Consider the following 26,054-nt stretch of genomic DNA (forward strand, 5'->3'; position numbering starts at 1 on the left):
GCTGGTATCGCTGATTGGAAATGCTACGAAGGTTTAGAGCAGGTTGTCAAGACGCGTTCGATGTTTGTCAGTACATCATTGGCAGGTTCGGGTCGATGCAATAAAAAGCCTTGGGCAAAGTCGATCCCGATGGCGCGGACACGTTCAAGAATGGCCGGGCTCCCGACATATTCTGCGACAGTTTTCAGCCCCATGATGTTGGCAACCTCGACGAAGCTGCGCACGGCCGCATCGTTCAAAGGATCATCGATCAGACCGGTGATGTACTGACCGTCGATCTTTAGCAGGTCAACTTGCAGCGATTTCAGATAGCCAAATGAGGAGGCGCCTGCGCCAAAATCGTCAAGAGCGATGCGTACGCCCAATGCGCGTAGCTGTTCGATGAATTTGGTGGCGTCTGCAATGTTGGTCACGGCAGCCGTCTCGGTAATCTCCAGGCAGATGGTCTGGCAGATCGTTGCGCCGGCCGATGTCAGCATGTCGATCGCCTGATGATGAAAGACTCGGTCTCCAATCGACTGGCCCGACAAATTGATGAACAGCATGGTAGGCGATGATTCCCTCGTCGATGCGCACGCCGATGAGCTCAGGAGATCGATGGCACTTCTGAGCACGTATCGATCAATACGGGTGGCCAGATGGTAGCGTTCAGCCGCTGGCAGAAATTGCCCGGGCAGCACCAGACTGCCATCCACATCGCGCAAGCGAATCAGTACTTCGGCGTGCAGGCCACAGGTTTGGAATAGCGGTTCGATGCGCTGTAGATGTAGCTCGAAGCGATTCTCATCGAGCGCCTGTTCAAGTCGAGCAGCCCATTGCATGTCGCCCTGACGCTCTTGCATCAATTTATCAGTATCGAACCAGAGATGAACTCGATTGCGCCCAGCCTCCTTGGCAGCGTAACAAGAGATATCGGCGGCTTGCAGCAGAGCCTGCTTGTCAGGCCAGCGGTTATCCATCGGTACCAGGCCGATACTGGTGCCGATACGAAAACGTTGGCCATCATGGGTGAATCGGAACTCATCCATGCGATCGCAGATCGCCTGTGCCATATGCAGGGCCTGTTCATCGTCGCAATCGTGAAGAATCACACCGAACTCGTCGCCTCCGAGGCGCGCCGCAGTATCAGTGTCACGGATCGTTGCAGTCAGCAGTTTTGACATCTGTAGCAGTAGTTCGTCACCGGCAGTATGTCCGCAGGCGTCATTGACCAGCTTGAACTGATCCAGATCGATATACATGAGTGCACTGAGACAGTTGTCCTCATGAGCACGATCAAGCGTGTACTGCAGGCGAACCTCGAATTCTGAGCGATTGATCAGGCCGGTCAGTGCATCATGCGTGGCCCGGTGCATCATTTCCCTGGCCAGGCGGCGCTTTTCGGTGACGTCGTGGAAGACCAGTACCGCACCCAGTGTGGTGCCATGCTGGCCATGGATGGGAGCTGCAGAATCTTCGATGCTGATCTCGTGACCGTCACGTGAGATCAGCATTGTGTGGTTGGCCAGCCCGACGACCTTGTTGAGTGCCAGGCAATTGTCCACCGGACTCTCGATTGCCTGGCGTGTGTCCTCGCGCATGATGTGAAAGACCTGGTCCAGCGGTCGTCCCTCGGCCTCGCTCGATAGCCACCCGGTAAGCCCTTCGGCGGCGGGGTTCATCCAGGTCACGAGAGCATCAGCATTAGTCGTGATAACTGCGTCTCCGATCGATTGCAGGGTCACGCGCAGCAATTCATGCTGTTCCGCAAGCTCTGCGGTTAACTGGCGCACATCTGTGACGTCCCAATGCACACCCAGAAGTTTCAACGCACGGCCTTGTTCATCTCGTGTGACGTGGCCCGATGAGCGCAAATGATGAATACTGCCGTCAGGCCAGATTACGCGATATTCAGCATCGGCTCTGCCTGTGTCTTCAATGGCAAGCTTCAGATGTTGTTCAGCAATTGGCAGATCTTCAGGATGTACGCACTGAGCCCAGCTTGCGTAGTTCAGGGGGGCGGCGCTGAGGTCCTGGCCGAACAATGCATACGTTTGCGCGGTCCAAAGCAGGGTGTCGGTGTCGACCTCCCACTCCCAGACACCGATTTTTGCGCTGTTTGTGGCAATGCTGATGCGCTTGTGCGCATTTTCCAGTGCTCGGCGCTGGGTTACTTGTTGAGTTGCGTCCTGTATGGCACCAAACAATCGGACTGCCTTGCCGTTCGAGAACTCGGTACGTCCAACAGCTCGCACCCAGATCGATTCGCCATTGGCACGCCGAAAAGGAAGTTCCAGGTCCCAGGACCGGCCTTCATTGATGGCATGAGCTATCGCATCGTGCATGACTGCACGCGCCTCTGGTGCGTAGTAGTTGATCGCATCGTTTATTGAGGGTGCCTCTGTTGAGCTAAGCCCAAAGATGCGAAATGTCTGTTCTGTCCACTGCATCTTGTCGGCGACGATGTCCAGCTCCCAGCCTCCGACGTCGGCCAACGAGCCGGTTTCGCCCAGCAATTGGCGATTATGTTCAAGTGCCTGGCTTTGTTTTCGCTGGGCGGAGATATCACAAACAGAACCTATATGACCGAGCCACTCACCGGTCTCACCGATCATCGGGCGCGTCAATGCATGTACGTGTAGCACTGTCCCATTATCATGAAGTACCCGAAACTCCATGTCGAAGTTCAATTTTTGTTGAGCGCAGCGCTGCCATTCATCGAATATATGCTGTCGGTCGTCGGGGTGTAGCGTACGACTCCAGCCGTGTCCATAGGCATCGGTTCGACTCATACCGAAGATTTTCTCCCACAGATCATTGGCGAACGTACAGGCCCCGCTGGTGTCGGTGCGGAACAGGCCCATCGGTGTACATTCACCCAGTGCACGGAAGTTGGCCGTTGTAATGGCCAGCGTTCTAATGGTCTCGCGAGTTTCCAGCATCTTTGCCGTGGTTACTGCAAGGTGTCTCAGCATCTGGCGTTGACCGTCGTCCAATTGTTGCGGTTCACGATCAAGAACGCACAGCGCGCCAACCTGATGGCCTGAGCTAAGCCGCAATGGTGCGCCAGCGTAAAAGCGCAAGCGCGTCTTGCCAGTGACGAGTGGGTTGTCAAGAAAGCGGGCATCCATGGATGCATCCGCAACCTCGAAGACATCAGATCCGGCAATGGTGTGAGCACTGAAGGAGCCTGCCAATGGTGTCTCGGTGACATCAGACATATCGATTGCCGCCAGTCCCGTTGTCGCCTTCAGCCAGTGTCGATTCTGGTCGAGCAAGGCGATTACGGCAGTGGTAACGCCGCAGGCTAGTGCAGCGGCTTCAACAAGGCCTGAAAATTCATCATCGTCTGTGTGAGAATCGAGAACATCGAGTGCGCGCAGTGCGTTCAATCGTTCCAACTCATCAGGCAACAATATAGACATACTCAGGCGCTCAGGTAATTATCGCTGAATGGCATCGGTTGGATGTCGGTGATTGAAGTGGAAAACAACAACATCAGCCCCGTGTTGTTCAATGGCTGGCATTATTTTGCAATCTCGTTGTTAAAAAGGACGACCATCGTTCGACTCTCCTGAAAAATCCCCGTGAATACTTACATAGTGTAGGGATATTTTCGTTCAGCTCCGATGCGTAGCGTTATATTGGCAATCTACTCGAGTGGTTAACATGGAGCCAATAGCGGTGTAACTACAACTCCGTCTCTGAGGGATCCCAATACACTGACACTCCAGCGTTTTCTATCCAACTCTGGCTCAGAACAGGATCGCTACGCGGGATGAACTCAGAACCCGCTGCCGGGTACGATTGGAAAAACCTGACTTGGTCAAGTTTATTCAGTATTTTTCGGCTAGTATTAATATTGCAGTCAAGCTCGCACACGCAAGTTTGAGGTTGGCAATCCGGAGCCGTATCAACAGTGACTCAAAGTCGAATACAGAATCATCGTCGCCGCACTTGCCTGGCAGTGGCGATCTTGTCAAGTTGTGTGCTGGCGAGTTGCTCCACACGGCAGGTGTCACGCACACTTGAAGGCTCGACTGCTCAGCGACTTGTGACCTACAGTCTTGATCAGTTCATTGGAGAGCTGGCAGAGCAACCTGAAATCTCGGTGATGAAAGGCAAGACAGTCCACCTGGGTGTCTATTTCGTCAAAGATCACCCTTTAATGGATTACGCGACGCGTTTGATTACCGCGCGGCTGAATCTGGTTCATGGTATCAAGGTGGCAGCACCGGCAGACACGTCAGAGTTCGAGCTTGATGTGTTTTTCAACTCCATGGGTACAGACAGCGATGACTTCGGCTTATCAGTGCCAACATTCGGGTTGGTGCCCACTTCTGATTCCATCAATATTCTGGCGCTTGACATGTACCACGGGATTACCGAAGGCTACGCTATTGTCAAATCGACTGACGATGGCGTTATCCAGCAAACCGAGCGCGTGCTTGCCCGTATTCGCAGAGATAATGTGTCTACGCCTATCATTGATTTTCCGTTGAACCAGCTGGAGTGAAGCGTGAGCGCGATCACAGTGAGCCCGGGTCATACCCATGGCTCGCTGTTGTCGACTGCGACCAGCGCACATAGAGCAAAGTAGAGCCTACGTACGGGACCTGTATGGCCGATATCGTTAGCGTCAGCCGAGTTTGAAGGCTTGACGAATCAACGATAGCGCCCATACCGGATAGTTGAAACTCGTGAAACTTGCTGATTTCCCCATACTGCTTCCCATTGTCTGTCTGGTCATGGCATTGCCATTGTCAAACGCTCTGGCAGATTCAAATCAAGTCTATCTTGAGGAGAATGGTTATATCCACTTTGAAGCAGAAGATGCTGATCTGCAGGGAGAGTGGGAGAAAAATGCAACTCTAGCCGGCCATACAGGCAGCGGTTACCTGGAATGGGCAGGAGCAGATTACTTTTCTGAAGACACCGCAGGCGAAGGCACAACCACATATCATTTCACTATAGAGACTGCTGGCAACTATGAGTTTCGCTGGCGTAGCAGAATTGCCAAGGGTGATAGCAATACTGAGTCAAATGACTCATGGCTGCGTTTTGACACGGGCGACAATGTCCCGGGTGAAGAGCCACTCTATGGGTGGACGAAAGTGTATATGGGCGAATCGAACGTATGGTCGTGGAGCGCGCGTACGGTTGACCAGCAAGCCAGGAACGTCCGGCAATATCTGTCAGAGGGTGAGCACACCTTAGCCATCTCGGGCCGTTCTTATGGCCATGCCATCGATAGAATTGCCCTGTATCGTTACGCGGACGTCAGTTTTGATCCTGGTTTGAACGATACGCTGCCGCTGTCGCGTTATCAGCTGGCGGATGGAACAACAATAGATCCTAATCCAATCGTCTATTCAAATATCCCGGAGCCCGAAACCACGGAGCCGGTACCTTTGGATCGATTGAATGTCGACTATATAACTGTTGCCAGTAATGCCCAAAGCGAAACATCTTGTCAGGGCAACACACTGAGGCTATCACTGGCTGAGGCGGCAAGCGTCAGCATTGGGAATGCGGCAGGTCAGTACAATACAGATGAGCTTGTGCTAATCGCGGATTCTCAACAAGTACTACTCTCATATGATTTGTCTGAGGTGCCTGTGTTTTCTACCGCATCGCTACACTACTCAACCGGTGCAGAGGCAAGTAACGGTTCCATGACGATACATTTAGGGTCGCATAACAACTGGCCTGATGGAGAATCTGCCGAGGCACCCAGTGCACAGGTATTGATCGCGGATGCGCAGGGCGGCTGGGAAGCCGACAAGCGATATGGCACGAATCTGGACGCAACTCTGTTACCACGTGAAATGACAACCATCATCCTGTCCGCAACGACAGGTAGCGAATCACTCGCACTTATGCAAGCCTCAGATGACATCACAGCGCCTGAGCTGGTGTTGACAGGTGACAGCTCGTTTTGCAGCACATGGGAAGCTGGTCTTGGTACAGGAGCGGTAGATAACGAAACCACTGATGAGGTGGAATCAGAAAAGAGTGAGGAAAATGCCGAGGGTCAGAGTGAGAGTAAAAAATCGGGCGGTGGTGGTGTGATGTACTGGTTGTCAGCGTGGTTGCTTGTTGCGTTCAGAAGAAGGCGCGTTTAATGCCTATTCAATGTCGATAAAGCCACCGGACTGATGTTGCCAAAGCGTTGCATACAGGCCTTTTTGATTGATAAGGGTCTGGTGCGAACCTTGTTCGACAATGCAGCCTTTGTCCAGTACCAGAATGCGATCCATTTGCGCAATGGTCGATAAGCGATGTGCAATGGCAACCACGGTTTTGCCGCGCATCATGCCGTAGAGCGTCGTCTGTATCTGTGCTTCGATCTCACTGTCCAGTGCACTGGTAGCCTCGTCCAGAATCAGTATGGGGGCGTCTTTCAATATGACTCTTGCCAGAGCTATTCGCTGGCGCTGGCCGCCAGAGAGTTTGACGCCTCGTTCTCCGACATGAGCGGCATAACCTGTGCGGCCATAGGAATCGCATTGATCCAGAATAAAATCATGTGCCTCAGCTTGAATGGCGGCACTGATTACCTGCTCGTCACTGGCACCAGGCCGGCCGTAAAGCAGGTTCTCTTTGATAGAGCGGTGCAGTAGCGAGTTTTCCTGCTGAACCATGCCGATCTGGGCGCGCAGGCTTGCCTGGGTGACGCTGCCGATATCCACATCATCGAACAGAATCTGCCCTTGCTCGGGGTCATAGAGCCTCAACAAGGCCTTGACCAACGTTGACTTGCCTGATCCTGAACGGCCTACCAATCCAACTTTCTCACCGGCTTGTATCTCAAACGACACATTGTTGAGCCCGCCGGACTCCCGGCCATAGTGATGGCTCAGTGCCACCACCTTGATGCCACCTTCGCTCAGCTGCAAATCAGGTGCGTCGGGCTTATCCAGCAGGCCAATGGGTTGGGCGACAGATTCCATACCTTCTGAAACAACGCCTAGATTGCGAAAGAAAGAGGTCAGGGAACCCATGACCCAGCTGGACATCGAGTTTATTCGTAAAGCCAGTGCACCAGCCGTGGCGACAACTCCGACCGTGGCTGAACCATCACTCCAAATCATCAATGCCCAGCCCACGACACTGGCAATCAGAAAACCATTCAGAAGCACCAGGCCGGCATCGATAGTGGTGAATATTCGAGTCTCAGCGGCGTAGGTCTGGCGGTGATCTTCGAAAATGCCTTGAGCGAATTCAGTTTCTCTTGCGGTATGAGAAAACAGTTTCACAGACTGTATATTCGAAAAGCTGTCGACCACAAACCCCAGGGTGCGACTGCGCGAGGCCGAACTGGCACGAGATGCGGGTCGGATGCGCTTCAACGACCAGCGAAGCAGAACGATATAAAGTACAAACCACAAAAACAGGGGGATGAGCAATCTGGGGTCTGAGCTTGCCAGCAAGATGCTGGCCCCGATCATATAAGCCACTGTAAAGCTCAGAGTGTCCATCACCTGAAAGATCAGGTCGCCGCATGCCGCGGGCATCTGGCAAACCCGGTTGGCAATACGTCCGGCAAAGTCATTCTCGAACCAGCCTACCGACTGGTTGAGAACATGTTTGTAGGAGCGCCATCGTCCCAGGGCTGCGATGTTTGGCTGTATCGCATTCTTGATCAGTGCCGTATTCAATATCTGTACAAGAGGGCGAAAGATGACGACAAGCGCCAGCACAATCGATATTTCCAGCCCATTGGCTGACCAGAATTCACTCGGAGTGGATTCATTCAACAAGTCGACTATACGGCCAAGATAATAGAGAAGACCTACCTCGGCGGCTGCAACGAGAAAAGAGGTGACAATGTTGAGCGCAATGATCGTGCGGAAAGGACGTGTAAATGCACCAATGAATGGCCAGACACGCGTGGTAGATTCCGAACCGACAGGACCTTCGGTGTAGGGATCAACCAGATTTTCAAAAAACGTGAACATGATGGCTGGATCATTGCCGTGTGTTGGTTGGCGACACTAGCACAGTACCCCTATCGATCGCAGGGTGCACAGATTCCCCATGCAGACACCCAATGAACAGATTCTCGCTCGGACTGGCCGCATGGTAGTGATAGCCTCGAGTGTCGTCGCTTATTCCTCGGCACTCATCCAGCGACTCTTCATTACCTTCAGCATCTGTCATGGCATAGATGCCGTAGCCATCTGATGCGTAGCCGATTAACGGAGCATGTCCATCTTCGGTGTTGCTATCCGGGGTATCCGTGCAGCCAGTGCTGGCGTGGTAGTGATAACCCTGGTGTACGTTGATATGTCCACCGCAGTCATCAAAGGCTGCGATCGTATAGGCGCCCAGAATGGCATCTACCGGTGCAGGTCCTGACAGCTCTGTGCCATCCAGTGCGATACCTGCGGTGCGAACACGACCCGTCTCGGCGGCCGGTATCGGCGTGGTCGGTATCAGAAAGGTGAGAGAGAAGTCATCATCAAGGTATGACAGCTGGCATTCAATGCAGTTTTGCTTGTACTGCTCTTCAACGTCAGGCCTGGCCGCGCCCAGGCAGGCCTCTTTTGTTGCTGTATAGCGTACTTCGTTGGTCTTGGCATCGTATAGCACCCACTTTTCATCACCGTAGTAGTCGCTTAGTCTCAGGATGAATTCGCCGGTGATATCCACCAGATCGCCTGTACCATCCTTGCTGAACCAGGCTCCACCAGCATCAGGCCCATCGGTGATGGTTCGCGGGCAGAAAGGTCCCGGCTCGCGTCCTGCAGGTGCACCGGAGGTGACCAGTTTGTAGCAGGTCGTTGTGGTACCTGCGGCCGTTTCGCAATCCACTATCTCAGGCTCTTGCGTGAATGCACCTTCGGCGAACAGGGAAATGTCCATGCCAACAGAAGCTGTTGCCTTGTCCGTTGAATTGACGGAGGAGCTGGCACAGCCCCCCAGGGCGAGGGCACTAAAGGCGAGCATGCCCAGTAGTGATGGACTACGGGATAAGCGCATGAATCGATTCCTTAGTATTGGCAGACTATCGGTTTGCATAGCGTACAGAGCAAATATGCAAACAAAGTGAAGACTGTACGACAAGGGCATGAGTATTTCAAAGAACATATTACCCACTGCTGTGTGCACAGGTAAGAACACGAAAGTTCGCCTCGAAGAGTATTCGCAACCCATTGCCGTAGATTGTGTACATGGCTCAAAGTCTGGTGCCAGACATTGCCATGCTCCTGTTGTAGAGTGCCTTTACTCTCCAGGTATATTCAGGCTTTTTGGTTGTATGCTGCACACCCTTGTCAGATCCATGCGAGTCCCATTTCTGGTACTGGCACCCGTCAGTGTCTTTCTGGGATACGCCACCTCATTGGTCAGCGCGTTGCGCATTCAGTACCTGGATCTGTTTCTTGTACTGCTGGGTGCTTTGCTTGCGCATGTCAGCGTCAACCTGTTTAACGAATATCATGATTTTCGTCGTGGTCTGGATGTCGATGCCAATTCGAAGACCAAGAGAACACAGTTCAGTGTCAACAGCGGTGCATTGTTGGAAAACCCGGACGCAGCAGAGGCGGTGCACTATGGGGCAATCGCCAGTCTGTTTGTCACAACCCTTATCGGAACCTACTTCATCGTCAGCCAGGGACTGCTGATAGCCCCCTTGGGGGTTATCGGTGTTCTCATCATCCTGAGCTACGCACCGCGGTTGATCCAGCATCCGGTTTTGTGTCTGGTGGCTCCGGGCGTCGGATTTGGCCCGTTAATCGTTATCGGTACGCATGTCGTACTCACGGGTGAATATTCAGTACAAGCAGCCATTGCCTCATTGATTCCTTTTTTTCTTGTCAACAATCTCCTGTTGCTCAACCAGTACCCTGACATTGCGGCAGACAGACGTATTGGGCGGCAGCATTTTCCTATCGTCTACGGTGAAAGGAAAGGCATCATGTTGTACGGCAATACGATCATGGCTACCTGCGGGATCATTGTTCTGGGGATCGTGTCGGGGATTTTTCCCGAGCTGAGTATTGTTTGCCTGTTTCCGGTCGGTTTTGCGGTGATGATCTTCTTTGGTATCGCCAGACATGGAATCTCGTTGTTCAGATTATTGCCATATCTGGGGATGAATGTGGGAGTGACATTAGTGACGACTGTATTTCTGGGGATGAGTATTATCTATGGCTGAATGCCTTTACAGATTGGGGAAGCGCTCATTCAGTCCCATTTGACCCAGTTTGAAAGGAATCTCGCTGTAGCGTGCGTCATGCAGCTCGTTATTGCATAGCAACTGGAGTTTGACCGATTCATTTTTCAGCCTGTCTATCAACTCGCTTTCGAAATAGGCGAAAGCGATCCAGGCATCATATCGCCCGGAGAGCGATTGGGATGTTATATCGCCCACAGGCTTGCCATCGGCAAGCAATTGGCAATATTTTGAAGCGGCTGGAACCCCGGGGGCCACAATGCCTACAAGGCGGGTTGGTACACCTTGCGCCCGCTGCTCTCTGAGCGCTGCGATACTCATGCTTTGCAGGTCTGTATCCAGCTGGCAATAACGGTCAAGGCCACATTGCAGAGGTGTGTGGCTGTAATCCATATCACTGCCGAAAGATAACAGGCCTGTTTCCATACGCTCGATGTTGTTGGGGCAGCCATGCCCGACGTTCAGGTCTGCTCCGACCACGAATAGTTCATCCCAGAGTTCCTGGCCCAATTCGGCATCATCGATATAGATTTCAAACCCACCCTGGCCCGACCAGCCGGATCTGGCGACTATGAAAGCGTGGCCTCGGTATTCCAGGCGCTTGTAGCGAAAGAACCGTATTGAATTGACTTCGTCACCAAACACCCGTGCCATCAGCGTTTCAGCCTTGGGGCCCTGGACGGCAATGGGCCAAACGTCGGCTCGAATTATCTCGACATCCAGACCTTTGCCAAGGGCAAGACCCTTGGCCCAGAGATAGATGTCCGAATCGGCAAGACTGAGCCACCAGGTGTCGTCATCGACCTTGATGGCGATCGGATCGTTGAGAATATGTCCACGTTCATCGCATATCGGAACATAGAAGCACTGATCTGGCTGGGCTTTTGATAAATCGCGCGGTGTCATCAGCTGTACCAGCATTTCAGCATCCGGGCCTTTCAATTGCACCTGTCGTTCGCAAGAGACATCCCATACCTGCACGTGCTCTACCAGGTGCCAGTAGTCCCCCTCCAGAGACCGAAACCAGCTGGGTAACAGGGTGTGGTTGTATACCGTGAAGGATTGTGCACCTCCAGCCAGAATACGGTCGGTGAAGGGGGTTTCTCGCAAACGTCGAGAGAACGTGATCAGTGGCAACGTCATGGCCGAAACCCATGTGATATTAACGAAGTCTGATTCTGTACTTTGTCTGGCAGATAATCAATTGTATTCGTCAAACTGCCAGAACAGGGGTATTGCCAAGAGGTGAGTCTGTAGAGCTGTGCAACATACCGAACGTTGTTCCGTCTTGTTGGGCGACTACAATGACATCATGGCGACTGATATGGATGGCATGTGCGAAGGTTTGGGAAAATTCAAGCGGATTGTAACCAGGCGTCAACACAGGAGTGAGTATGACCGGATATTTTGAGAACGTGAGTGTCCGGCGAGCAAAGCCTGCCGATGCTAATGCCATTGCCTCTGTTCATTTTCTCAGTTGGCGGTATGAATATGCAGGGCTTTTGCCGGAGTCGGTGATACGGTCTCAATCGTTGCCGGATATCACTGTATTCTGGCGCGATTTCGTCTCTGAACCGAACAACTGGCCGGTTTTTGTCCTTGAAGAGGACCGTCATGTTGTTGGGTTTTCATCGGTGATTCCTGCAAGGGACGATGATGTTGATGAGTTGAAAGTCTCAGAGCTTGCGGCAATCTACCTTAAGGAATCTTCCCGAGACAAAGGTTTGGGAGCCTCGCTTCTTCAGAGTTGTCTGGATGAGTCTTGCGCACGTGGGTGCATGTCTATGGTTCTGTGGGTTCTGGATGGTAATAGGCAGGCATTGGGCTTTTATCGCAAGCACGGTTTTGTCGTTGATGGGGATTCAAGATGTGAGGAACCATTCGCTGTACATGAGACTCGAATGCGGGTTGATATTACTGGCAATGCAAGCTTGTCAGACAGCATGCAAACGCATGATGAATGAAGTTTGATAAGGACGAGTTCGCCAAGGTCCCTCAAAGATCCAGTGCTCCATGGCGTGAATTTCCCGGGTCATCGCGCTTTTTACTGTCGCTGATCGTTCCACCCAGCCAGGTAGATAATGAATCTTGTCCATATGGAATACAGGTAACCCAGTGGCCTCTCCCAAGCGTATGGCCAGCGTACTTTTCCCTGATCCAGGTTGACCAACAATCATGACGCGTTTCATTGGATTGACCGGCTTTCTCTATATCGAAGTAATTTTTGTTACAGGTGAGAGACTTGTGTCCAGTTCTGATTCAAGCGGATAAGGTCGATAAATTGCTGATACTGGCTGCCTTCCTTGAACGTCGGGTAGGGTTCAACGCTCTGTCCACGGATGTCCTTCACGAACTCCCGCGCCAGATAATGCCAGCATTGCTCTGTTTCGCCTTTTACATCAGGGATGCTGTCGGCAATGTCAGCCGGTGTTGGTACTTCTTCCCACTGTTTGTTCTTGCCCCACACTGACAGAGGTCCGCTGCCATAGTGACCCTTGATGTAGATTGCGCCATCTCGGCCGTAGAACACAATATGATCGTCGTGATAGCGCGGTACCAGTCCACCATGTTTGAACAATACTGACACCGGCTTGACGGCGAACTGGCTTTCAAGTTGCGCCATGACGGTATAGGACCATTCAACGTTGCTCTCTCCCCACTTGAGCGAAGGGTCGTTCAGATCTTCGGGAATGAAGTTTCGTCGGGTCATGAAGTTGTGCACGCCATCGACAATAGGGGCCTTGCCCAAGTCATCTCGAACTTCACCGATAAGCGAAAGAATCTTTTCGCCGATGACTGAGGATACGATAGACAGTGTGTGAGTGAAGTTGTTGTTAAGACGACCACCGCCGTCCTCTTTGCGATGAGACCAACCGAAGGGGATGTCACGATCTAGATTGAAATGCGAGATACATTCGACCTCAAGCGGTTCACCAATCGCCCCTTCCTCAACCAGACGTTTGGCATGCAGGACACTGGCGGTATAGCGAAAACTGGCGGCATAGGCTGTTTTCACGCCTTTGGCCTGTGCCAGCGTATAGAGCTCCACGGCGGACTCTGCGCTGTGGGTCATGGGTTTGTCGCAGAAAACGTGGCAGCCGACTGCAATGGCCTGCTTGATGGGTTCATAGTGAGCACCACCGGGCGTGGCGATTGAGACGATATCGGGCTTGCATGTCTCCAGCGCTTCCTGCCAATTAGTGCTGGAATAGGGGATAGACAGCTTCTCAGCCACGGCACTGACAACGCTGGCTGTGCGGCCGACAAGGCCGACTACCTCAGCGCCCGCGCCACGAAAGGCATCGGCGTGCCCCTCACCGGCAAAGCCGGTTCCATAAACCAGGACTTTCAACGTAGGTATCTCCTTTTTTCTTCATGAAAGCAATAGCCAGGACTCCGCTTTAGCCCAGGCCGATAGTCGAGTTAGAACACTATTGCCGATGATACGCTGTCGGCTCTACATCAAGCGCGTTCATCATTGACAATTGGCAGACGTGGCTGTTGGGATCACCCACGTATCCATACCCGGCACCCTGCGTTCATATCGATAGTTCCCGTGTCATGCTGGCTCCAGGGCAGGCGTTAACGTTCAACGGTATCGCTCAAGATTTCACAACGGACCAAGCCACGGGGTAGTCGACACACACACTTGGAATCGTGAAACCAGGAACGACCAATGACCCATAGCAACGCACCTTTGGACAGTGCAACATGGCTGCACTCAATCACTTGAACTGCGAGGCTGAAAAAGTGGCAAAGATCAAAGGCGGATGTTTATGCGGCGAAGTTCAATACGAGTCAACGGCTGAACCGTTGATGGTGGCGGCTTGCCATTGTACAAATTGTCGAAAGCAAAGTGGTACAGCGTTTTCGATGAATATCGGTGTCCCTGCGGATTCTGTTTCTGTCACGGGCGGCTCGCTCACAACCTATGAAGATGCCGGGGCCTCGGGTGAGCCAGTGTTACGTAAATTTTGCAACAAGTGCGGGTCCCCCATTCTGACGAATCTGAAAGCTGCAGATGGTGTGTCCTTTATCAAGGCGGGCACCCTGGATGATTCAAGCTGGGTGGTACCAGGTGCTGAAATCTGGTGTGATTCCAAAGCTTCCTGGGGTTCGCTGGGTGAAGCACTACCGAAGATGCCCGGTAATCCGCCTTTTGGCTAGTTGCGTTTTTTGGAGTTTCATCTCACGCGTCGATCTGAACAGCGCTATCCTTTGACGACCGGTAAGTCAATGAGGTCGTTAATGTCACTGAAGAGCCAGCGCGCGTGAGTGGATCCGCAAGCGACAACGAACGCCGAAGCGTGAGTTCCCCTTGGCCATCGTGATGAACTACGGCCCGGATGATCAATGTGCGGCCAAGCTGATGGCCGCAGTCATCGAGAACGTGGGTGATAATCTCTGGGCACTCGAACGCTGGATCTCTGATGAGGGCGACTTCGCCATGACGATCAGGTGCTTGAGTAAGGCGCTATTGTCAACCGCCATATTTCAACTCAGAGGCTTGGGCAAAAATTCATGGTAGTGTGAGAACCAGACTGGCAGTCTGACGCGGCTCAGTCAGGCCCGTACAACTCTTGTTTTATCGAACTGCACCCTCCTGGGAGGATCAAGCCGATGGTGGACGAAGACAAGTTGAACATGCCGATCAGGAAATTTGTCAAAGAAGTTGGTGTAACTTCTCGTTGAATAACCTTGGCAATTGATTCTTCGGGCGACTCAGCCATCATGTTAGCTGTACCTAACCTGCACGCCACCAGTGTGTTGTTGCTGACCGCGATTGCCTTGATCCTGTTCTCCCGGCGCAAAATTCCGCTGGAGACCACCAGTTTGTTGGTGCTGGTTGCTCTGCTCGTTGGCTTTACCGCTTTCCCGTACAGCAACAATGGGCAGGTTCTGGAAACACGGTCGTTTTTTTCGGGTTTTGGACACGAGGCTTTGATTGCGGTCTGCAGCCTCATGATCATCGGTCATGGAGTGGTGCGTACTGGTGCATTGGAACCCGTTGGGCTGCTGCTTGCGCGAGTCTGGGGGAGGTCTCCGCGCCTGGCATTGTTACTGGCCCTGTTGGCAGCCGCTTTTTTCAGCGCATTCGTGAACAACACCCCCATCGTCATACTGATGCTGCCAGTGCTGGTCACTGTGTCCATGCGCAGTAAAGTGTCTACTTCGCAAGTATTGATGCCAGTGGGTTTTGCCACTCTGCTGGGTGGTATGAGCACCACTATTGGCACCTCCACCAATCTGCTGGTGGTCAGCGTGGCGTCGGATCTTGGGCTCGATCGATTCTCCATGTTTGATTTCTTGCTGCCAGCGAGTATTGCCGTCGGTGTCGGTATTCTGTATCTGTGGCTGGTCGTCCCATTAATCATGCCTGAACGTACCCCAGTCATGAGTGATACTTCACCGAGGGTATTCAATGCCTATCTGTTCATTCCCGAGGGCAGCTTTGCAGACGGCAAATCGCTGTCCGATACACTGGACAAGACCCAGGGTGAGATGTCGATACAGCAGATTCTGCGCGATGAAACCACTTATATCCGGCCATTGCCGGATGCCAGGATCATGGCCGGCGATCAACTGGGAATCAGGGATACGCCTGAGCGGCTGAAGGAATTCGAACGAACGCTGGGGGCAACGCTGTATACGCGTAACGTCAAGGTTGACGAACAACATCCACTGGCCGACGCGGAGCAGCAGATTGCCGAGATCGTCGTGACGCAGGGTTCTTTGCTGGAAAACAATACACTGAGAAATATACGATTCAAGGATACTTATCAACTGGTCGTGCTGGCTCTGCATCGCGCCGGAGTTGAAATGAAGTCGCTGCCCAAAGGCGTCATGAGCACCCGCCTGTATGCCGGTGATGTCATTCTGGTTCAAGGTGGTAGAAAACAGCTGGCCTCCATCCGTCGTGAAGGCCAATTGCTGATGCTTGATGCCACCAGTGATCTGCCCTTCACTCATCGTGCTTCGTATGCCATTGCAATCATGGCCGCAGTAGTGTTGTCAGCCGCATTGGGCTGGATGCCTATCTCGGTCAGTGCGACCAGTGGCGTCGCTCTGATGATTCTCACCCGATGTCTGAACTGGCGCGACGTTGGAGGCGCACTGAGCACGTCTGTCGTTCTGGTTATCGTGGCCAGCCTGGCCTTGGCAACGGCGCTACAGCAGACCGGAGGTGCCGATTACCTTGCCTTGTTGTTTCTTGAATATACGCGTGATTTCTCAGCCACCATCGTTCTGTCCTTGTTGATGTTACTGATGGCGATACTGACTAACGTGGTTTCGAACAACGCAGCAGCAGTGGTTGGTACGCCCATAGCCGTCAGCATTGCAACCGAGCTGGGTTTACCGGTCGAAGCATTCGTGCTGGCAGTTCTGTTCGGAGCAAACATGAGTTTTGCAACTCCGATGGCCTATCAGACCAATCTGCTGGTCATGAACACTGGGGGGTATGTGTTCTCGGATTTCCTTCGGGCAGGCGTGCCGCTTGTGCTGCTGATCTGGTTGACGCTCAGTGTGGTATTACCGATGCTTTATGGATTTTAACGCTCCTACCCCAGAAGATCCGAGCTTTGTGGCACCTTCCTGGAGCGCCTGGAAAGTGCCTCTTTTTACGAGCCTTCATTCCGAACCTCAGTTACGATATGGCTGTTTGATCGACTGACCGCTGGTACAGAGAAGGGTTACAGCTGGCGACGACTCTCGGGGACATAGTTGTGGTCTGAGTAGTCATCGGTGACCAGATGATCGGTCAATTTTGCTGGTAGCCTTTCAGCTGGAGTCTTGCCGAATGATACTTTTAACGAGTCATGTCACCTCAAGGTTGGTAAATGACTCTGTGGTTTTGCGCTGCTTCCGTCTCAAAGTATGCTCTGCAACTGTCTACAAATGCCTGGCTAAGTTTTCTGGATGGCCCAGGCAAATAGCCAATAGTCAAATCCAATGTTGTTTCGCCTGCATCGGCCAAAGGAATATAAACAACACTCGAACCGAAATAAGTTTGATCTGTCATGGGGCGCATGTTCAAGATCGAACACCCAAGATCAGCGGCTACCAATGATCGGACCATTTCGACATTGCTCGCGCCGATGACAACATTAGGTCGAACATCATATCTCTTTAACATGCCAGAGTAGTATTCCAAAGTTGTTGGCAGGTTGAGCAAAATGAAATCTTCGCCTTGAAGCTCTGAACACTGAACAGATGAGCGTTTAGCCAGATGATGGTTCTTGGATACGATTAGATAGGGAGGGATTTCCATGAGTGTTTCGACACTGATATCGCTGAGAGTTGCATAGTTTAGAAAGAGGGCGACATCGAAAGTGCCGGCTCGCAGTCCTTCTTGAGCTTCGTCGTTGTTGCAGGCGATAAGGTCAACATAAACATCTTTCCCGTGCGCAAGTAGCGGTCGGATTATATGGGGTAAAAATGCCGGGCTGATTGGAGCAAAGTAACCAACTTTTAGCGTGCCCTTCAACTGTGAGTTCGTCTCATTTCCAGCCGTTAGAAAATGATCGTATTCCTCGATTAAATGTTTGGCGTGTGACAGGATGTTTCTGCCTGCGGGTGTCAACACAACGCCCTTTGATCGCTGACGCAAAAGCAGTTGCACGCCGAATTCTTGCTCTACGGCATCGATAGCTGCGGATATCGCCGAGTTTGAAATTGATACTTGTTCAGCAGCTTTGGTCAGGCTGCCCAGCTCGCAAGCCGCAACAAAATATCGGATGGCACGGAGTGAAATATTCATCTGATTATCCGACAAAGAATGGCTGAATTATGTGTTTTACCAACTATAAAGCTTGTATTAGGCTCTATCAACAGGAATCTTGATGCAAGTGCAGATAGGTTCTCCCTGAATTTCTTAGATGAGGATGCCCACAGTGGATGTCACCCAATTGAACAGCCTTTCCGCATTAGATGCCAAGCATCACCTCCATGGCAGTACAAACCCTCGAACGGTCATTGAAAATGGCGCAATGGTCGTCACGGGAGGCAGTGGAATCCGCATTGTCGATGAGGATGGAAAACAGTATATCGAAGGGCTAGCTGGGCTTTGGTGCGCGGCGCTTGGCTTCGATGAAGAGCGTCTTGTCATCGCCGCCGAAAAACAAATGCGTGAGATGCCGTATTACCATTCGTTTCTTGGTCGGGCGCCGGCGCCAACAATCAAACTGGCAGAGGCACTGTCCAGAATTACTCCTGCTGGAATCAATAGATTTTTCTTCGCTTGCTCTGGCTCAGAGGCGATTGATTCAGCAATCAAGATGGTGTGGTATTACAACAATGCTAAGGGTCGTCCGCAAAAGAAAAAAATCATCTCCCGCCTGAACTCTTATCATGGCGTCACCGTTGCTGGGGCGAGCTTGACGCGTCTAAAAATTAATCAAGATGGCTTTGACTTGCCAATTGATGGATTCGTTCAAGTGCCTTGTCCGCACTATTATCGATTTGGCCGGGATGGCGAAACAGAATACGAGTTTTCAATGCGTCTGGCAGAAGAGCTGGAGAAAACCATTCTCGAAGAAGGGCCGGAGACCATCGCCGCATTTTTTGCGGAACCCGTGCAGGGGGCTGGAGGGGTCATCATACCTTCGCAAGGATATTTTGATCTGATTCAGCCGATCCTGAAGAAGTACGACATTCTATTTGTAGTGGACGAAGTCATCTGCGGTTTCTGCCGAACAGGCAATATGTTTGGCGCTGATACCTACAATTTGAAGCCTGATATCATGACCATGGCGAAGGGCTTGTCGGCAGGGTATCAGCCGATTTCTGCCGTTGGCATTAGCGACGAGGTCTTCGAAGGGGTTTTGAAACTCGGAGATGAGAAAGGTGCGTTTGGCCATGGTTTTACTTTTGGCGGGCACCCGGTATCTGCCGCGGTTGCGCTGGAAACGCTGAATATCTATCAAGAGCGCGACATGGTCGGGCACGTGCAGGCCGTTAGTCAGACATTTCAGCGTCGGCTACATGCTTTGGCAGATCATGCCTTGGTCGGTGAAACGCGTGGCGTTGGCTTGTTGGGTGCCGTCGAAATGGTTGCCGATAAATCGTCAAAAGAAAAGTTCGACCCCGCACTTAATATGGGCACGCAGGTGTTCGAGGAAACAAAGAAGAATGGGCTTCTATTTAGGGCCGCGGGTGACACATTGCTGTTATGCCCACCGCTTATTGTCATGGATTCAGACGTGAATGAAATTTTTGACATACTCGAAAATGCACTGAACACAGTGGCAAACCGTATCTAAGAAAACATGAGGTTCCTCCGGCTGTACGCGTTCACGCCCCCTGGTAAGCCAAGCCCGGACCATTCGTCCATGAGTCTGGGTGGCCTGGGCAGGTTTTAGCCAGATAAGGGATCGTGAAACAATCCCTAAGCTGAAGCGCCCAAGCTGGTGTGATCAGGCACGCGCTGCGTCTACTTCGGTGGAAGCGATGAGTAGATGCAGAATACTGCCAAAACGAGCGAATCAACACAGTGACTTGACATTGTTTTACACGGACGAATACATATTGGGCATTTCCGGCCCCTTGAATGAAGTGGACATCGGATATGCTTTTCTCACTTTAAATAGTGAGGATATGGTTCATGAAAAAGATAGTCTGTTCTCTGGTTTTTCTGTTCGTTGCAGGCATCGCGTCTTCAGCCGCATTGGCGCAAGACCCGCAACTACCCGATGTTGAAAATCTGGATGTTCAAGGTGATACGCTGCTTTGGGATCCTCTAGAAGGGGCGAGCGGCTATAACATCAGTCTGGACTATCGCTACTACGACACTGTACGGGACGCAAACTCCTACCAGTTGAGTGAGCCTGGTACTTATCGAGTGATCGCCTTTAATAATTCTGGAGAATATGGTTCAGACTACGGATTAGAGGCTGAGTATGGTGGAAGCGATGCCGATATGTCGGTGAGTTACTCCTACGATTACAATAGTTTGCTGGTTTATCAGACGTGCGTAAATGTGGGGGCTGGTGAATCTTGTATTGCCCGATGCCCGAGAAGCTACAAGCCTGAAAATCATTCAACAATATATCCCAGTAAAATGACGGGTGGCGCTTGCTCAACATCCGATATTGTTGAAGCGGACGCTTGGGTTGGGCACAGTTCCTACACATGTACGGTTCCTACATTTTCAGGTGAAGTGGTTGCACAGGCAATTTGTTTCACCCGATAAGCACTTGGAACAATCGGTTTATGGGGGTGGCATAAACTAGAACCAGTTGCCGCCAATGACCCACTAGCCAACCCCCCGTTTGGGTCAATGGCACTCGGTTAAGCCATCATCGCTCGTATCTGTGAGCGCAAGCGCGTGCTGCTGATCGCGGCATGTCCAACAATGGCCTCGGTTTCGGTCGCCTTTTTACTGCCCGAGGTTCTTTGCGTCCCGGTCGATTTCCTACCCGGCGACTAGCGATGGCCTTGAGCAGTTGATCCCATTGGTAGGGATCCAGCTGGCAGCCGCTCAGTGACCATGCACTCCACAGCTGCACGGTGTGTCGAAAGCTGATCGACCGAGGTTCGCATCCGCAAAGAGTAGCCGCCTCATTCATCAGTAGCCGCGTCAGGTTGTAGGCCAGCAGGTGTACTGACAACTCTTTCTTGATCATCTCGGCCGTACGGCAAGTCAGTATACCGGCCTCCAGGGCACACTTGAGCGAGCGAAAATCCGTCTCGACGTTCCAGCGTAGTAGATACAGTTTCACGATCTGCTTGTCGCTTATCAACTTGCTGTCGGTGAGGGTGGTCAGGAACACTCTGGGCTGATACCCACGTTGGCAATTGACAACCTGACGCACAGTAATTTGCTTTGGGCACAAGTGGAATGTCTCCAGATCCATCCATTCAGGGCGCACTGGACGTTTCAGTACCAGCTGCGTGCAATGTTTGCCTGGGCGAGTGCGACTTCCATTGATCTCGAACACGCCGTCGCAGCCGATGTCCTGCACCATCATGAATGTCCAGTACGTCTCATAGATAGCATCGCCCACGAGCACGTCATTCGCACGCAAGCTACGCGAAAGAATACGCATCTGCGACAGTTCTCCGGTTGCCTTACCTTTGGCAGCTCCGATCGTCGCATCAATGATCGCGCCGGTAGCCGCGCACGAGAGTGCAACCATGCGAGCTTCGGGGAAGCCCAAACCCTCTTCCTGGCTGGACGGCTGAGGGAACTCTCTTTGGTTGTCCGGGGTGTCAGGCATTGTGGTTCCTGTACCATCGATGAGCAGAGCGCGTCGCTCGTTCCAGAGTGATTTGATTGGGGCGTTGTCGCTGACATGCTGCCCTACAACCTTGTAGAGTGACTCAACCAAGTCGCTCGGCAAGCGAGCACGCGCCTCACAATAGGCCGCTGTTGATGTGCTCGGCGGGCGTAATCCATGTTGCAGACAGCGAACAATGCGCTCGTTAACCGCACGTTGACAGGAACTATCATCACTGAGAACCTGCGCAACGAACATCGCCAGTGTTTCGGTCGGCGGATAGGTCCGTTCCCGGTGTGTAGGTAAATGAGCCTCGATGGTGCCGAGAAAGCGATCGTCTGTAATCAGATTGAACACGCCAGTGGAGTTCAAAGTTGCTCGTAGGTCTTGCTCGGACGGTATGGCTCGGGTAGTGTGCATGGTGGCCGGTTTCGGTTACGTTGATTGTTTCGCAACCTGAAACGTACACGCCGGAACCGGCCACTACAACCTTCCCAAAAATTTCTTTCAGATCAAGCCCTTGCTGCTAACCGAGTGCCATTGCCGTTTGGGTAGCGGTCGTTGAGCGAAGGCTTAGGTAGAGTTTCAGAGAACACTGCGTGAAGAAGGTCTCGAAGCCTTTGCGGGTAATGAGCAGATTTAAGGCACAATCGTCAGAAAGAGAGTTGTGCGTTACGGTTACCAGCCAATCTATATTGCGCACTGCAAGCGTGCGATAACGTTCAGATAGCTGAAAATAGTGCAATCGCAGGTTCATTTTGCTTCAGGGCGGTGCAGGACTCGCACATTTTCGGTGATTTCATGAGTAAATAACCTGACATTAGATTTTATTTGTCGACGTAAAAGAAAATATTGTTTGTGTCTGTTGCCACTCTGACGCTACTTTGAAATTGTGCAGATGCGCAGCTAGAACCAGATGATTCGCATCGGACAACTTGAGACGCCTCAGTTGTTCTTCGATCAAGCGCTATTTTCTAACGACAGGTAATTACCATGAAAATCGTTTCAACTCTGATGGATATATTTGATGGTCAGGCGAAAAGATTAACGCTCTCGCATCTTCGCGCCATGTCAGAAAGGCAGGTGGTGGAATATGGTTTTTCACCTGAGATTCTCAGGAAAGGTGTCAAGGCATGGCCATGGAGAGAACTTCCAGAAGATTTTGCTACGCACACAGCTAATCAAATACCTGGCCACAGTACAATTTTTGATGAAACTGAGGTGAAAGTCAAATCATCTGAGAGAGATGTTATTGCTCATCGGTATGCTGCTTGATCTGGTAGTGGCAGCTTGTAATGAACAATATCCAACCACTGGTTCAAAATTCCTACTACCAGCAATCAAGTGGTAATGATAGGTATCGCCGAGTTTTCCGTGTAGAGCATGACAAGATCCATGAGCATTTCATGCGTCTGGATGACGTTGACAGGCGCACCCGCTTTTGTGGAATAGTCAGTGACTCATATGTCTTGCAATACAGCGCCAAGCCACGATCACCTAACGATATAGTATTGGGGGCCTTTGTCGACGGTGGTTTGCGGGGTGTGTGTGAGCTGATTGCAGATAACGATAGAACATGGCCTACCCATGCAGAGATAGCGTTGTCTGTTGAATCGCCTTGGCAAAATAGGGGTATAGGACAATGGCACTCGGTTAAGCCATCATCGCTCGTATCTGTGAGCGCAAGCGCGTGCTGCTGATCGCGGCATGTCCAACAATGGCCTCGGTTTCGGTCGCCTTTTTACTGCCCGAGGTTCTTTGCGTCCCGGTCGATTTCCTACCCGGCGACTAGCGATGGCCTTGAGCAGTTGATCCCATTGGTAGGGATCCAGCTGGCAGCCGCTCAGTGACCATGCACTCCACAGCTGCACGGTGTGTCGAAAGCTGATCGACCGAGGTTCGCATCCGCAAAGAGTAGCCGCCTCATTCATCAGTAGCCGCGTCAGGTTGTAGGCCAGCAGGTGTACTGACAACTCTTTCTTGATCATCTCGGCCGTACGGCAAGTCAGTATACCGGCCTCCAGGGCACACTTGAGCGAGCGAAAATCCGTCTCGACGTTCCAGCGTAGTAGATACAGTTTCACGATCTGCTTGTCGCTTATCAACTTGCTGTCGGTGAGGGTGGTCAGGAACACTCTGGGCTGATACCCACGTTGGCAATTGACAACCTGACGCACAGTAATTTGCTTTGGGCACAAGTGGAATGTCTCCAGATCCATCCATTCAGGGCGCACTGGACGTTTCAGTACCAGCTGCGTGCAATGTTTGCCTGGGCGAGTGCGACTTCCATTGATCTCGAACACGCCGTCGCAGCCGATGTCCTGCACCATCATGAATGTCCAGTACGTCTCATAGATAGCATCGCCCACGAGCACGTCATTCGCACGCAAGCTACGCGAAAGAATACGCATCTGCGACAGTTCTCCGGTTGCCTTACCTTTGGCAGCTCCGATCGTCGCATCAATGATCGCGCCGGTAGCCGCGCACGAGAGTGCAACCATGCGAGCTTCGGGGAAGCCCAAACCCTCTTCCTGGCTGGACGGCTGAGGGAACTCTCTTTGGTTGTCCGGGGTGTCAGGCATTGTGGTTCCTGTACCATCGATGAGCAGAGCGCGTCGCTCGTTCCAGAGTGATTTGATTGGGGCGTTGTCGCTGACATGCTGCCCTACAACCTTGTAGAGTGACTCAACCAAGTCGCTCGGCAAGCGAGCACGCGCCTCACAATAGGCCGCTGTTGATGTGCTCGGCGGGCGTAATCCATGTTGCAGACAGCGAACAATGCGCTCGTTAACCGCACGTTGACAGGAACTATCATCACTGAGAACCTGCGCAACGAACATCGCCAGTGTTTCGGTCGGCGGATAGGTCCGTTCCCGGTGTGTAGGTAAATGAGCCTCGATGGTGCCGAGAAAGCGATCGTCTGTAATCAGATTGAACACGCCAGTGGAGTTCAAAGTTGCTCGTAGGTCTTGCTCGGACGGTATGGCTCGGGTAGTGTGCATGGTGGCCGGTTTCGGTTACGTTGATTGTTTCGCAACCTGAAACGTACACGCCGGAACCGGCCACTACAACCTTCCCAAAAATTTCTTTCAGATCAAGCCCTTGCTGCTAACCGAGTGCCATTGGGGTATAGGAAAGAAGTTATTTCATAAAATGACGGTGATGGCCCGGAATCGCGGGATCAAATCGTTATCTGTCGATTATGAAAATTATAATAGGAAAATGAATGCTCTAGTAATGTCTTACAACGCCAGGACCTTGAGTCAGGATGACACCAGGCACGTGAAAATTACTTTATCACCGCCAAGCTGCCTATCGTGGTATGAGGAAATTGCGCCTATCAGCTATGCCAGGTCCAACAGCTTGCTCGCTCCATTCCGTCATGGCAGTCCATGATTCAAAAAATGGCTTGCGGGCATTGTTTGCACGCCTCACACCTTGAAACGAATGACTACTAGTGGATTGCTTCATGAATAGTCGTGCCGAGTAGCAACTGCAGCTACAGGAAACGGGTATATGATCAGGTATTGTTGCGTATCAATGCCGATAGCACGCTGAGCCCCTTTGTAGCCTCATCGGCACTGGCATGGCTGAAGTTCAGGCGTATGGCTGAATACCCGCTTTGCGGGTCCAGAAAGAAGGGTTCACCGGGCATGAAGGCGACGTTCTGGCTGATTGCGCTGGCCAATAGCTCTGAGGTATTGATAGTTGTATTCAGCTTCAACCAGAAAAACAGACCACCTGTAGGGACTTGCCAGACGGCCAGGTCTGAGAAGTGCTCAAGCAACAGTGCCTGGAAGTGATCACGCTTGAGCAGATATTGGGCGGCCAGAGTGTGCAGCTGCTCCGCTCGGGATACTTTGTTGAGTTCTTGCAGTACCAGCCATTGGCTAACACGGCTGCTGTGCAAATCAGCCGCCTGTTTCAATCGCAGTAAATACGGGACAAGATCATCAGAGGCTGCCAGAAATCCCAGGCGCAGGCCAGGGGCCAGATTCTTTGAAAACGAGCTTTGGTATATCCAGGAGGTTTTTTTGAGTTTTGCGCAAACCGGGGTGCGGTCAATCTGTTCATAGACCAGATCGCGGTAGGGATCGTCTTCAAATACCGCAACCCCTGTCTTGTCTGCAAGCGATGCAAACTGCAAACGTTGTTGTGTCGACCAACAGTGTCCGGTGGGGTTCTGAAAAGTCGGGTTGATATAGGCCAGAGCGGGGTGGTTGCCATCGCCTGACAAGGCCTGCTCAGGGGCATCCGGGTCCAGTGCTACGGCGTGCATGCCATAAAAGCGGAAAGCCTGTAATGCTGCCAGGTAGGAGGGTGATTGCAATGCCACACGAGTGCCGTGGTCAATGAACAGCTTTGCGACAAGATCGATTCCCTGTTGCGAACCTGAGAGCACAATGATGTTTTCCGGTTTTACGTCAAGCTCGATATTCTGCAATTCTGTCGCAATCAGATCTCGTAGTTCCGGTTCACCTTCACTTGGTCCGTACTGCAGCATTTGTCTGGGCATCTGCAAGATGTCCATTCGCGGAAACGAGTCAGCTGAGGGCAATCCGCCGGCAAATGAAATCATGCCGGGTTTGTTCGCGACGGCTAGTACTTCACGAATGGGAGAGCTGTGAAGATTGGATACGCGCTTGGACAGGCTGATAACCGACATGAGTGATGCTCAA

The 26,054-nt window shown here is 52.0% G+C and carries 20 protein-coding genes; 11 read left to right on the forward strand and 9 right to left on the reverse strand.

Annotated features, from left to right (window positions below):
* Positions 1 to 23: 23 nt before the first annotated feature.
* A complete protein-coding gene (locus IMCC3135_RS14800; RefSeq protein ID WP_088918333.1) occupies positions 24 to 3,404 on the reverse strand; it encodes an EAL domain-containing protein in 3,381 nt (1,126 codons plus the stop codon).
* A gap of 494 nt (positions 3,405 to 3,898) precedes the next feature.
* On the opposite strand from IMCC3135_RS14800, the gene IMCC3135_RS14805 reads away from it, so the two are divergent.
* Positions 3,899 to 4,495: a hypothetical protein gene (locus IMCC3135_RS14805; RefSeq protein WP_157735997.1), complete on the forward strand. Its 597-nt coding sequence runs from the start codon at positions 3,899 to 3,901 to the stop codon at positions 4,493 to 4,495.
* Positions 4,496 to 4,679: 184 nt separating this feature from the next.
* Positions 4,680 to 6,104 (forward strand): hypothetical protein, encoded by a 1,425-nt coding sequence (locus IMCC3135_RS14810; RefSeq protein ID WP_088918335.1) that lies wholly within the window; start codon positions 4,680 to 4,682, stop codon positions 6,102 to 6,104.
* Between the two features lie 3 nt (positions 6,105 to 6,107).
* Here IMCC3135_RS14810 and IMCC3135_RS14815 read toward each other — a convergent pair whose 3' ends face one another.
* Together IMCC3135_RS14815 and IMCC3135_RS14820 are read right to left on the reverse strand one after the other, a co-directional pair.
* A complete protein-coding gene (locus IMCC3135_RS14815; RefSeq protein ID WP_088918336.1) occupies positions 6,108 to 7,940 on the reverse strand; it encodes an ABC transporter ATP-binding protein in 1,833 nt (610 codons plus the stop codon).
* Positions 7,941 to 7,950: 10 nt separating this feature from the next.
* Positions 7,951 to 8,964 (reverse strand): YHYH protein, encoded by a 1,014-nt coding sequence (locus IMCC3135_RS14820; RefSeq protein WP_088918337.1) that lies wholly within the window; start codon positions 8,962 to 8,964, stop codon positions 7,951 to 7,953.
* Positions 8,965 to 9,265: 301 nt separating this feature from the next.
* Between IMCC3135_RS14820 and IMCC3135_RS14825 the strand changes: the two genes are divergently transcribed.
* Positions 9,266 to 10,141: a prenyltransferase gene (locus tag IMCC3135_RS14825; RefSeq protein WP_157735998.1), complete on the forward strand. Its 876-nt coding sequence runs from the start codon at positions 9,266 to 9,268 to the stop codon at positions 10,139 to 10,141.
* A 6-nt stretch (positions 10,142 to 10,147) separates the two neighbouring features.
* Here IMCC3135_RS14825 and IMCC3135_RS14830 read toward each other — a convergent pair whose 3' ends face one another.
* Entirely contained in the window at positions 10,148 to 11,302 is a 1,155-nt protein-coding gene (locus IMCC3135_RS14830; RefSeq protein ID WP_088918339.1) for a dimethylsulfoniopropionate demethylase, read from the reverse strand.
* Positions 11,303 to 11,553: 251 nt separating this feature from the next.
* On the opposite strand from IMCC3135_RS14830, the gene IMCC3135_RS14835 reads away from it, so the two are divergent.
* Positions 11,554 to 12,123 (forward strand): GNAT family N-acetyltransferase, encoded by a 570-nt coding sequence (locus IMCC3135_RS14835; protein ID WP_157735999.1) that lies wholly within the window; start codon positions 11,554 to 11,556, stop codon positions 12,121 to 12,123.
* Between the two features lie 263 nt (positions 12,124 to 12,386).
* On the opposite strand, the gene IMCC3135_RS14845 is transcribed toward IMCC3135_RS14835, so the two are convergent.
* A complete protein-coding gene (locus IMCC3135_RS14845; RefSeq protein WP_205738050.1) occupies positions 12,387 to 13,511 on the reverse strand; it encodes a Gfo/Idh/MocA family protein in 1,125 nt (374 codons plus the stop codon).
* Between the two features lie 359 nt (positions 13,512 to 13,870).
* On the opposite strand from IMCC3135_RS14845, the gene IMCC3135_RS14850 reads away from it, so the two are divergent.
* The 4 genes from IMCC3135_RS14850 (at position 13,871) to IMCC3135_RS14860 (ending at position 16,714) form a co-directional block, all read left to right on the forward strand.
* Positions 13,871 to 14,326, forward strand: coding sequence for a GFA family protein (locus IMCC3135_RS14850; protein ID WP_205738051.1), 456 nt, complete (start codon positions 13,871 to 13,873; stop codon positions 14,324 to 14,326).
* Between the two features lie 151 nt (positions 14,327 to 14,477).
* Positions 14,478 to 14,687: a hypothetical protein gene (locus IMCC3135_RS14855; protein ID WP_088918342.1), complete on the forward strand. Its 210-nt coding sequence runs from the start codon at positions 14,478 to 14,480 to the stop codon at positions 14,685 to 14,687.
* 92 nt (positions 14,688 to 14,779) lie between these two features.
* Positions 14,780 to 14,851: a DUF6494 family protein gene (locus IMCC3135_RS35495; protein WP_418251441.1), complete on the forward strand. Its 72-nt coding sequence runs from the start codon at positions 14,780 to 14,782 to the stop codon at positions 14,849 to 14,851.
* 39 nt (positions 14,852 to 14,890) lie between these two features.
* Positions 14,891 to 16,714 carry an SLC13 family permease gene (locus IMCC3135_RS14860; protein ID WP_088921864.1) on the forward strand — a complete coding sequence of 608 codons (1,824 nt, stop codon included), beginning with the start codon at positions 14,891 to 14,893 and terminating at the stop codon, positions 16,712 to 16,714.
* Positions 16,715 to 16,985: 271 nt separating this feature from the next.
* Here IMCC3135_RS14860 and IMCC3135_RS14865 read toward each other — a convergent pair whose 3' ends face one another.
* Entirely contained in the window at positions 16,986 to 17,918 is a 933-nt protein-coding gene (locus IMCC3135_RS14865) for a LysR family transcriptional regulator (RefSeq protein WP_088918343.1), read from the reverse strand.
* A gap of 133 nt (positions 17,919 to 18,051) precedes the next feature.
* Between IMCC3135_RS14865 and IMCC3135_RS14870 the strand changes: the two genes are divergently transcribed.
* Positions 18,052 to 19,419, forward strand: a complete 1,368-nt coding sequence (locus IMCC3135_RS14870; protein WP_205738052.1) for an aminotransferase — start codon at positions 18,052 to 18,054, stop codon at positions 19,417 to 19,419.
* 341 nt (positions 19,420 to 19,760) lie between these two features.
* Complete coding sequence (locus tag IMCC3135_RS14875; RefSeq protein ID WP_088918345.1) at positions 19,761 to 20,348, forward strand: hypothetical protein; 588 nt, start codon at positions 19,761 to 19,763, stop codon at positions 20,346 to 20,348.
* 106 nt (positions 20,349 to 20,454) lie between these two features.
* Here the strand turns inward: IMCC3135_RS14875 and IMCC3135_RS14880 are convergent, their stop codons facing one another.
* On the reverse strand, positions 20,455 to 21,795 hold the full coding sequence (locus IMCC3135_RS14880) for an IS4 family transposase (RefSeq protein WP_088918346.1): 1,341 nt from the start codon (positions 21,793 to 21,795) through the stop codon (positions 20,455 to 20,457).
* A 573-nt stretch (positions 21,796 to 22,368) separates the two neighbouring features.
* Here IMCC3135_RS14880 and IMCC3135_RS14885 point away from each other — a divergent pair.
* Entirely contained in the window at positions 22,369 to 22,650 is a 282-nt protein-coding gene (locus tag IMCC3135_RS14885; RefSeq protein ID WP_157736000.1) for a hypothetical protein, read from the forward strand.
* A 386-nt stretch (positions 22,651 to 23,036) separates the two neighbouring features.
* Here IMCC3135_RS14885 and IMCC3135_RS14890 read toward each other — a convergent pair whose 3' ends face one another.
* Both IMCC3135_RS14890 and IMCC3135_RS14895 read right to left on the reverse strand, forming a co-directional pair.
* Entirely contained in the window at positions 23,037 to 24,377 is a 1,341-nt protein-coding gene (locus IMCC3135_RS14890) for an IS4 family transposase (RefSeq protein ID WP_088918346.1), read from the reverse strand.
* A 518-nt stretch (positions 24,378 to 24,895) separates the two neighbouring features.
* The gene (locus IMCC3135_RS14895; RefSeq protein ID WP_088918348.1) at positions 24,896 to 26,041 is read right to left on the reverse strand and encodes an aminotransferase-like domain-containing protein; all 1,146 of its coding nucleotides are present in this window, start codon (positions 26,039 to 26,041) and stop codon (positions 24,896 to 24,898) included.
* Between the last annotated feature and the right edge of the window lie 13 nt (positions 26,042 to 26,054).

The sequence above is a fragment of the Granulosicoccus antarcticus IMCC3135 genome (genome assembly GCF_002215215.1).
GTDB lineage: Bacteria > Pseudomonadota > Gammaproteobacteria > Granulosicoccales > Granulosicoccaceae > Granulosicoccus > Granulosicoccus antarcticus.

Coding starts and splice junctions, on each gene's coding strand:
- IMCC3135_RS14865 (WP_088918343.1), bottom strand. CDS start 17,918: ATGAATATTTCACTCCGTGCCATCCGATATTTTGTTGCGGCTTGCGAG.
- IMCC3135_RS14895 (WP_088918348.1), bottom strand. CDS start 26,041: ATGTCGGTTATCAGCCTGTCCAAGCGCGTATCCAATCTTCACAGCTCT.
- IMCC3135_RS14800 (WP_088918333.1), bottom strand. CDS start 3,404: ATGTCTATATTGTTGCCTGATGAGTTGGAACGATTGAACGCACTGCGC.
- IMCC3135_RS14890 (WP_088918346.1), bottom strand. CDS start 24,377: ATGCACACTACCCGAGCCATACCGTCCGAGCAAGACCTACGAGCAACT.
- IMCC3135_RS14850 (WP_205738051.1), top strand. CDS start 13,871: ATGGCTGCACTCAATCACTTGAACTGCGAGGCTGAAAAAGTGGCAAAG.
- IMCC3135_RS14815 (WP_088918336.1), bottom strand. CDS start 7,940: ATGTTCACGTTTTTTGAAAATCTGGTTGATCCCTACACCGAAGGTCCT.
- IMCC3135_RS14830 (WP_088918339.1), bottom strand. CDS start 11,302: ATGACGTTGCCACTGATCACGTTCTCTCGACGTTTGCGAGAAACCCCC.
- IMCC3135_RS14880 (WP_088918346.1), bottom strand. CDS start 21,795: ATGCACACTACCCGAGCCATACCGTCCGAGCAAGACCTACGAGCAACT.
- IMCC3135_RS14885 (WP_157736000.1), top strand. CDS start 22,369: ATGAAAATCGTTTCAACTCTGATGGATATATTTGATGGTCAGGCGAAA.
- IMCC3135_RS14835 (WP_157735999.1), top strand. CDS start 11,554: ATGACCGGATATTTTGAGAACGTGAGTGTCCGGCGAGCAAAGCCTGCC.
- IMCC3135_RS14860 (WP_088921864.1), top strand. CDS start 14,891: ATGTTAGCTGTACCTAACCTGCACGCCACCAGTGTGTTGTTGCTGACC.
- IMCC3135_RS14820 (WP_088918337.1), bottom strand. CDS start 8,964: ATGCGCTTATCCCGTAGTCCATCACTACTGGGCATGCTCGCCTTTAGT.
- IMCC3135_RS14825 (WP_157735998.1), top strand. CDS start 9,266: ATGCGAGTCCCATTTCTGGTACTGGCACCCGTCAGTGTCTTTCTGGGA.
- IMCC3135_RS14875 (WP_088918345.1), top strand. CDS start 19,761: ATGAAAAAGATAGTCTGTTCTCTGGTTTTTCTGTTCGTTGCAGGCATC.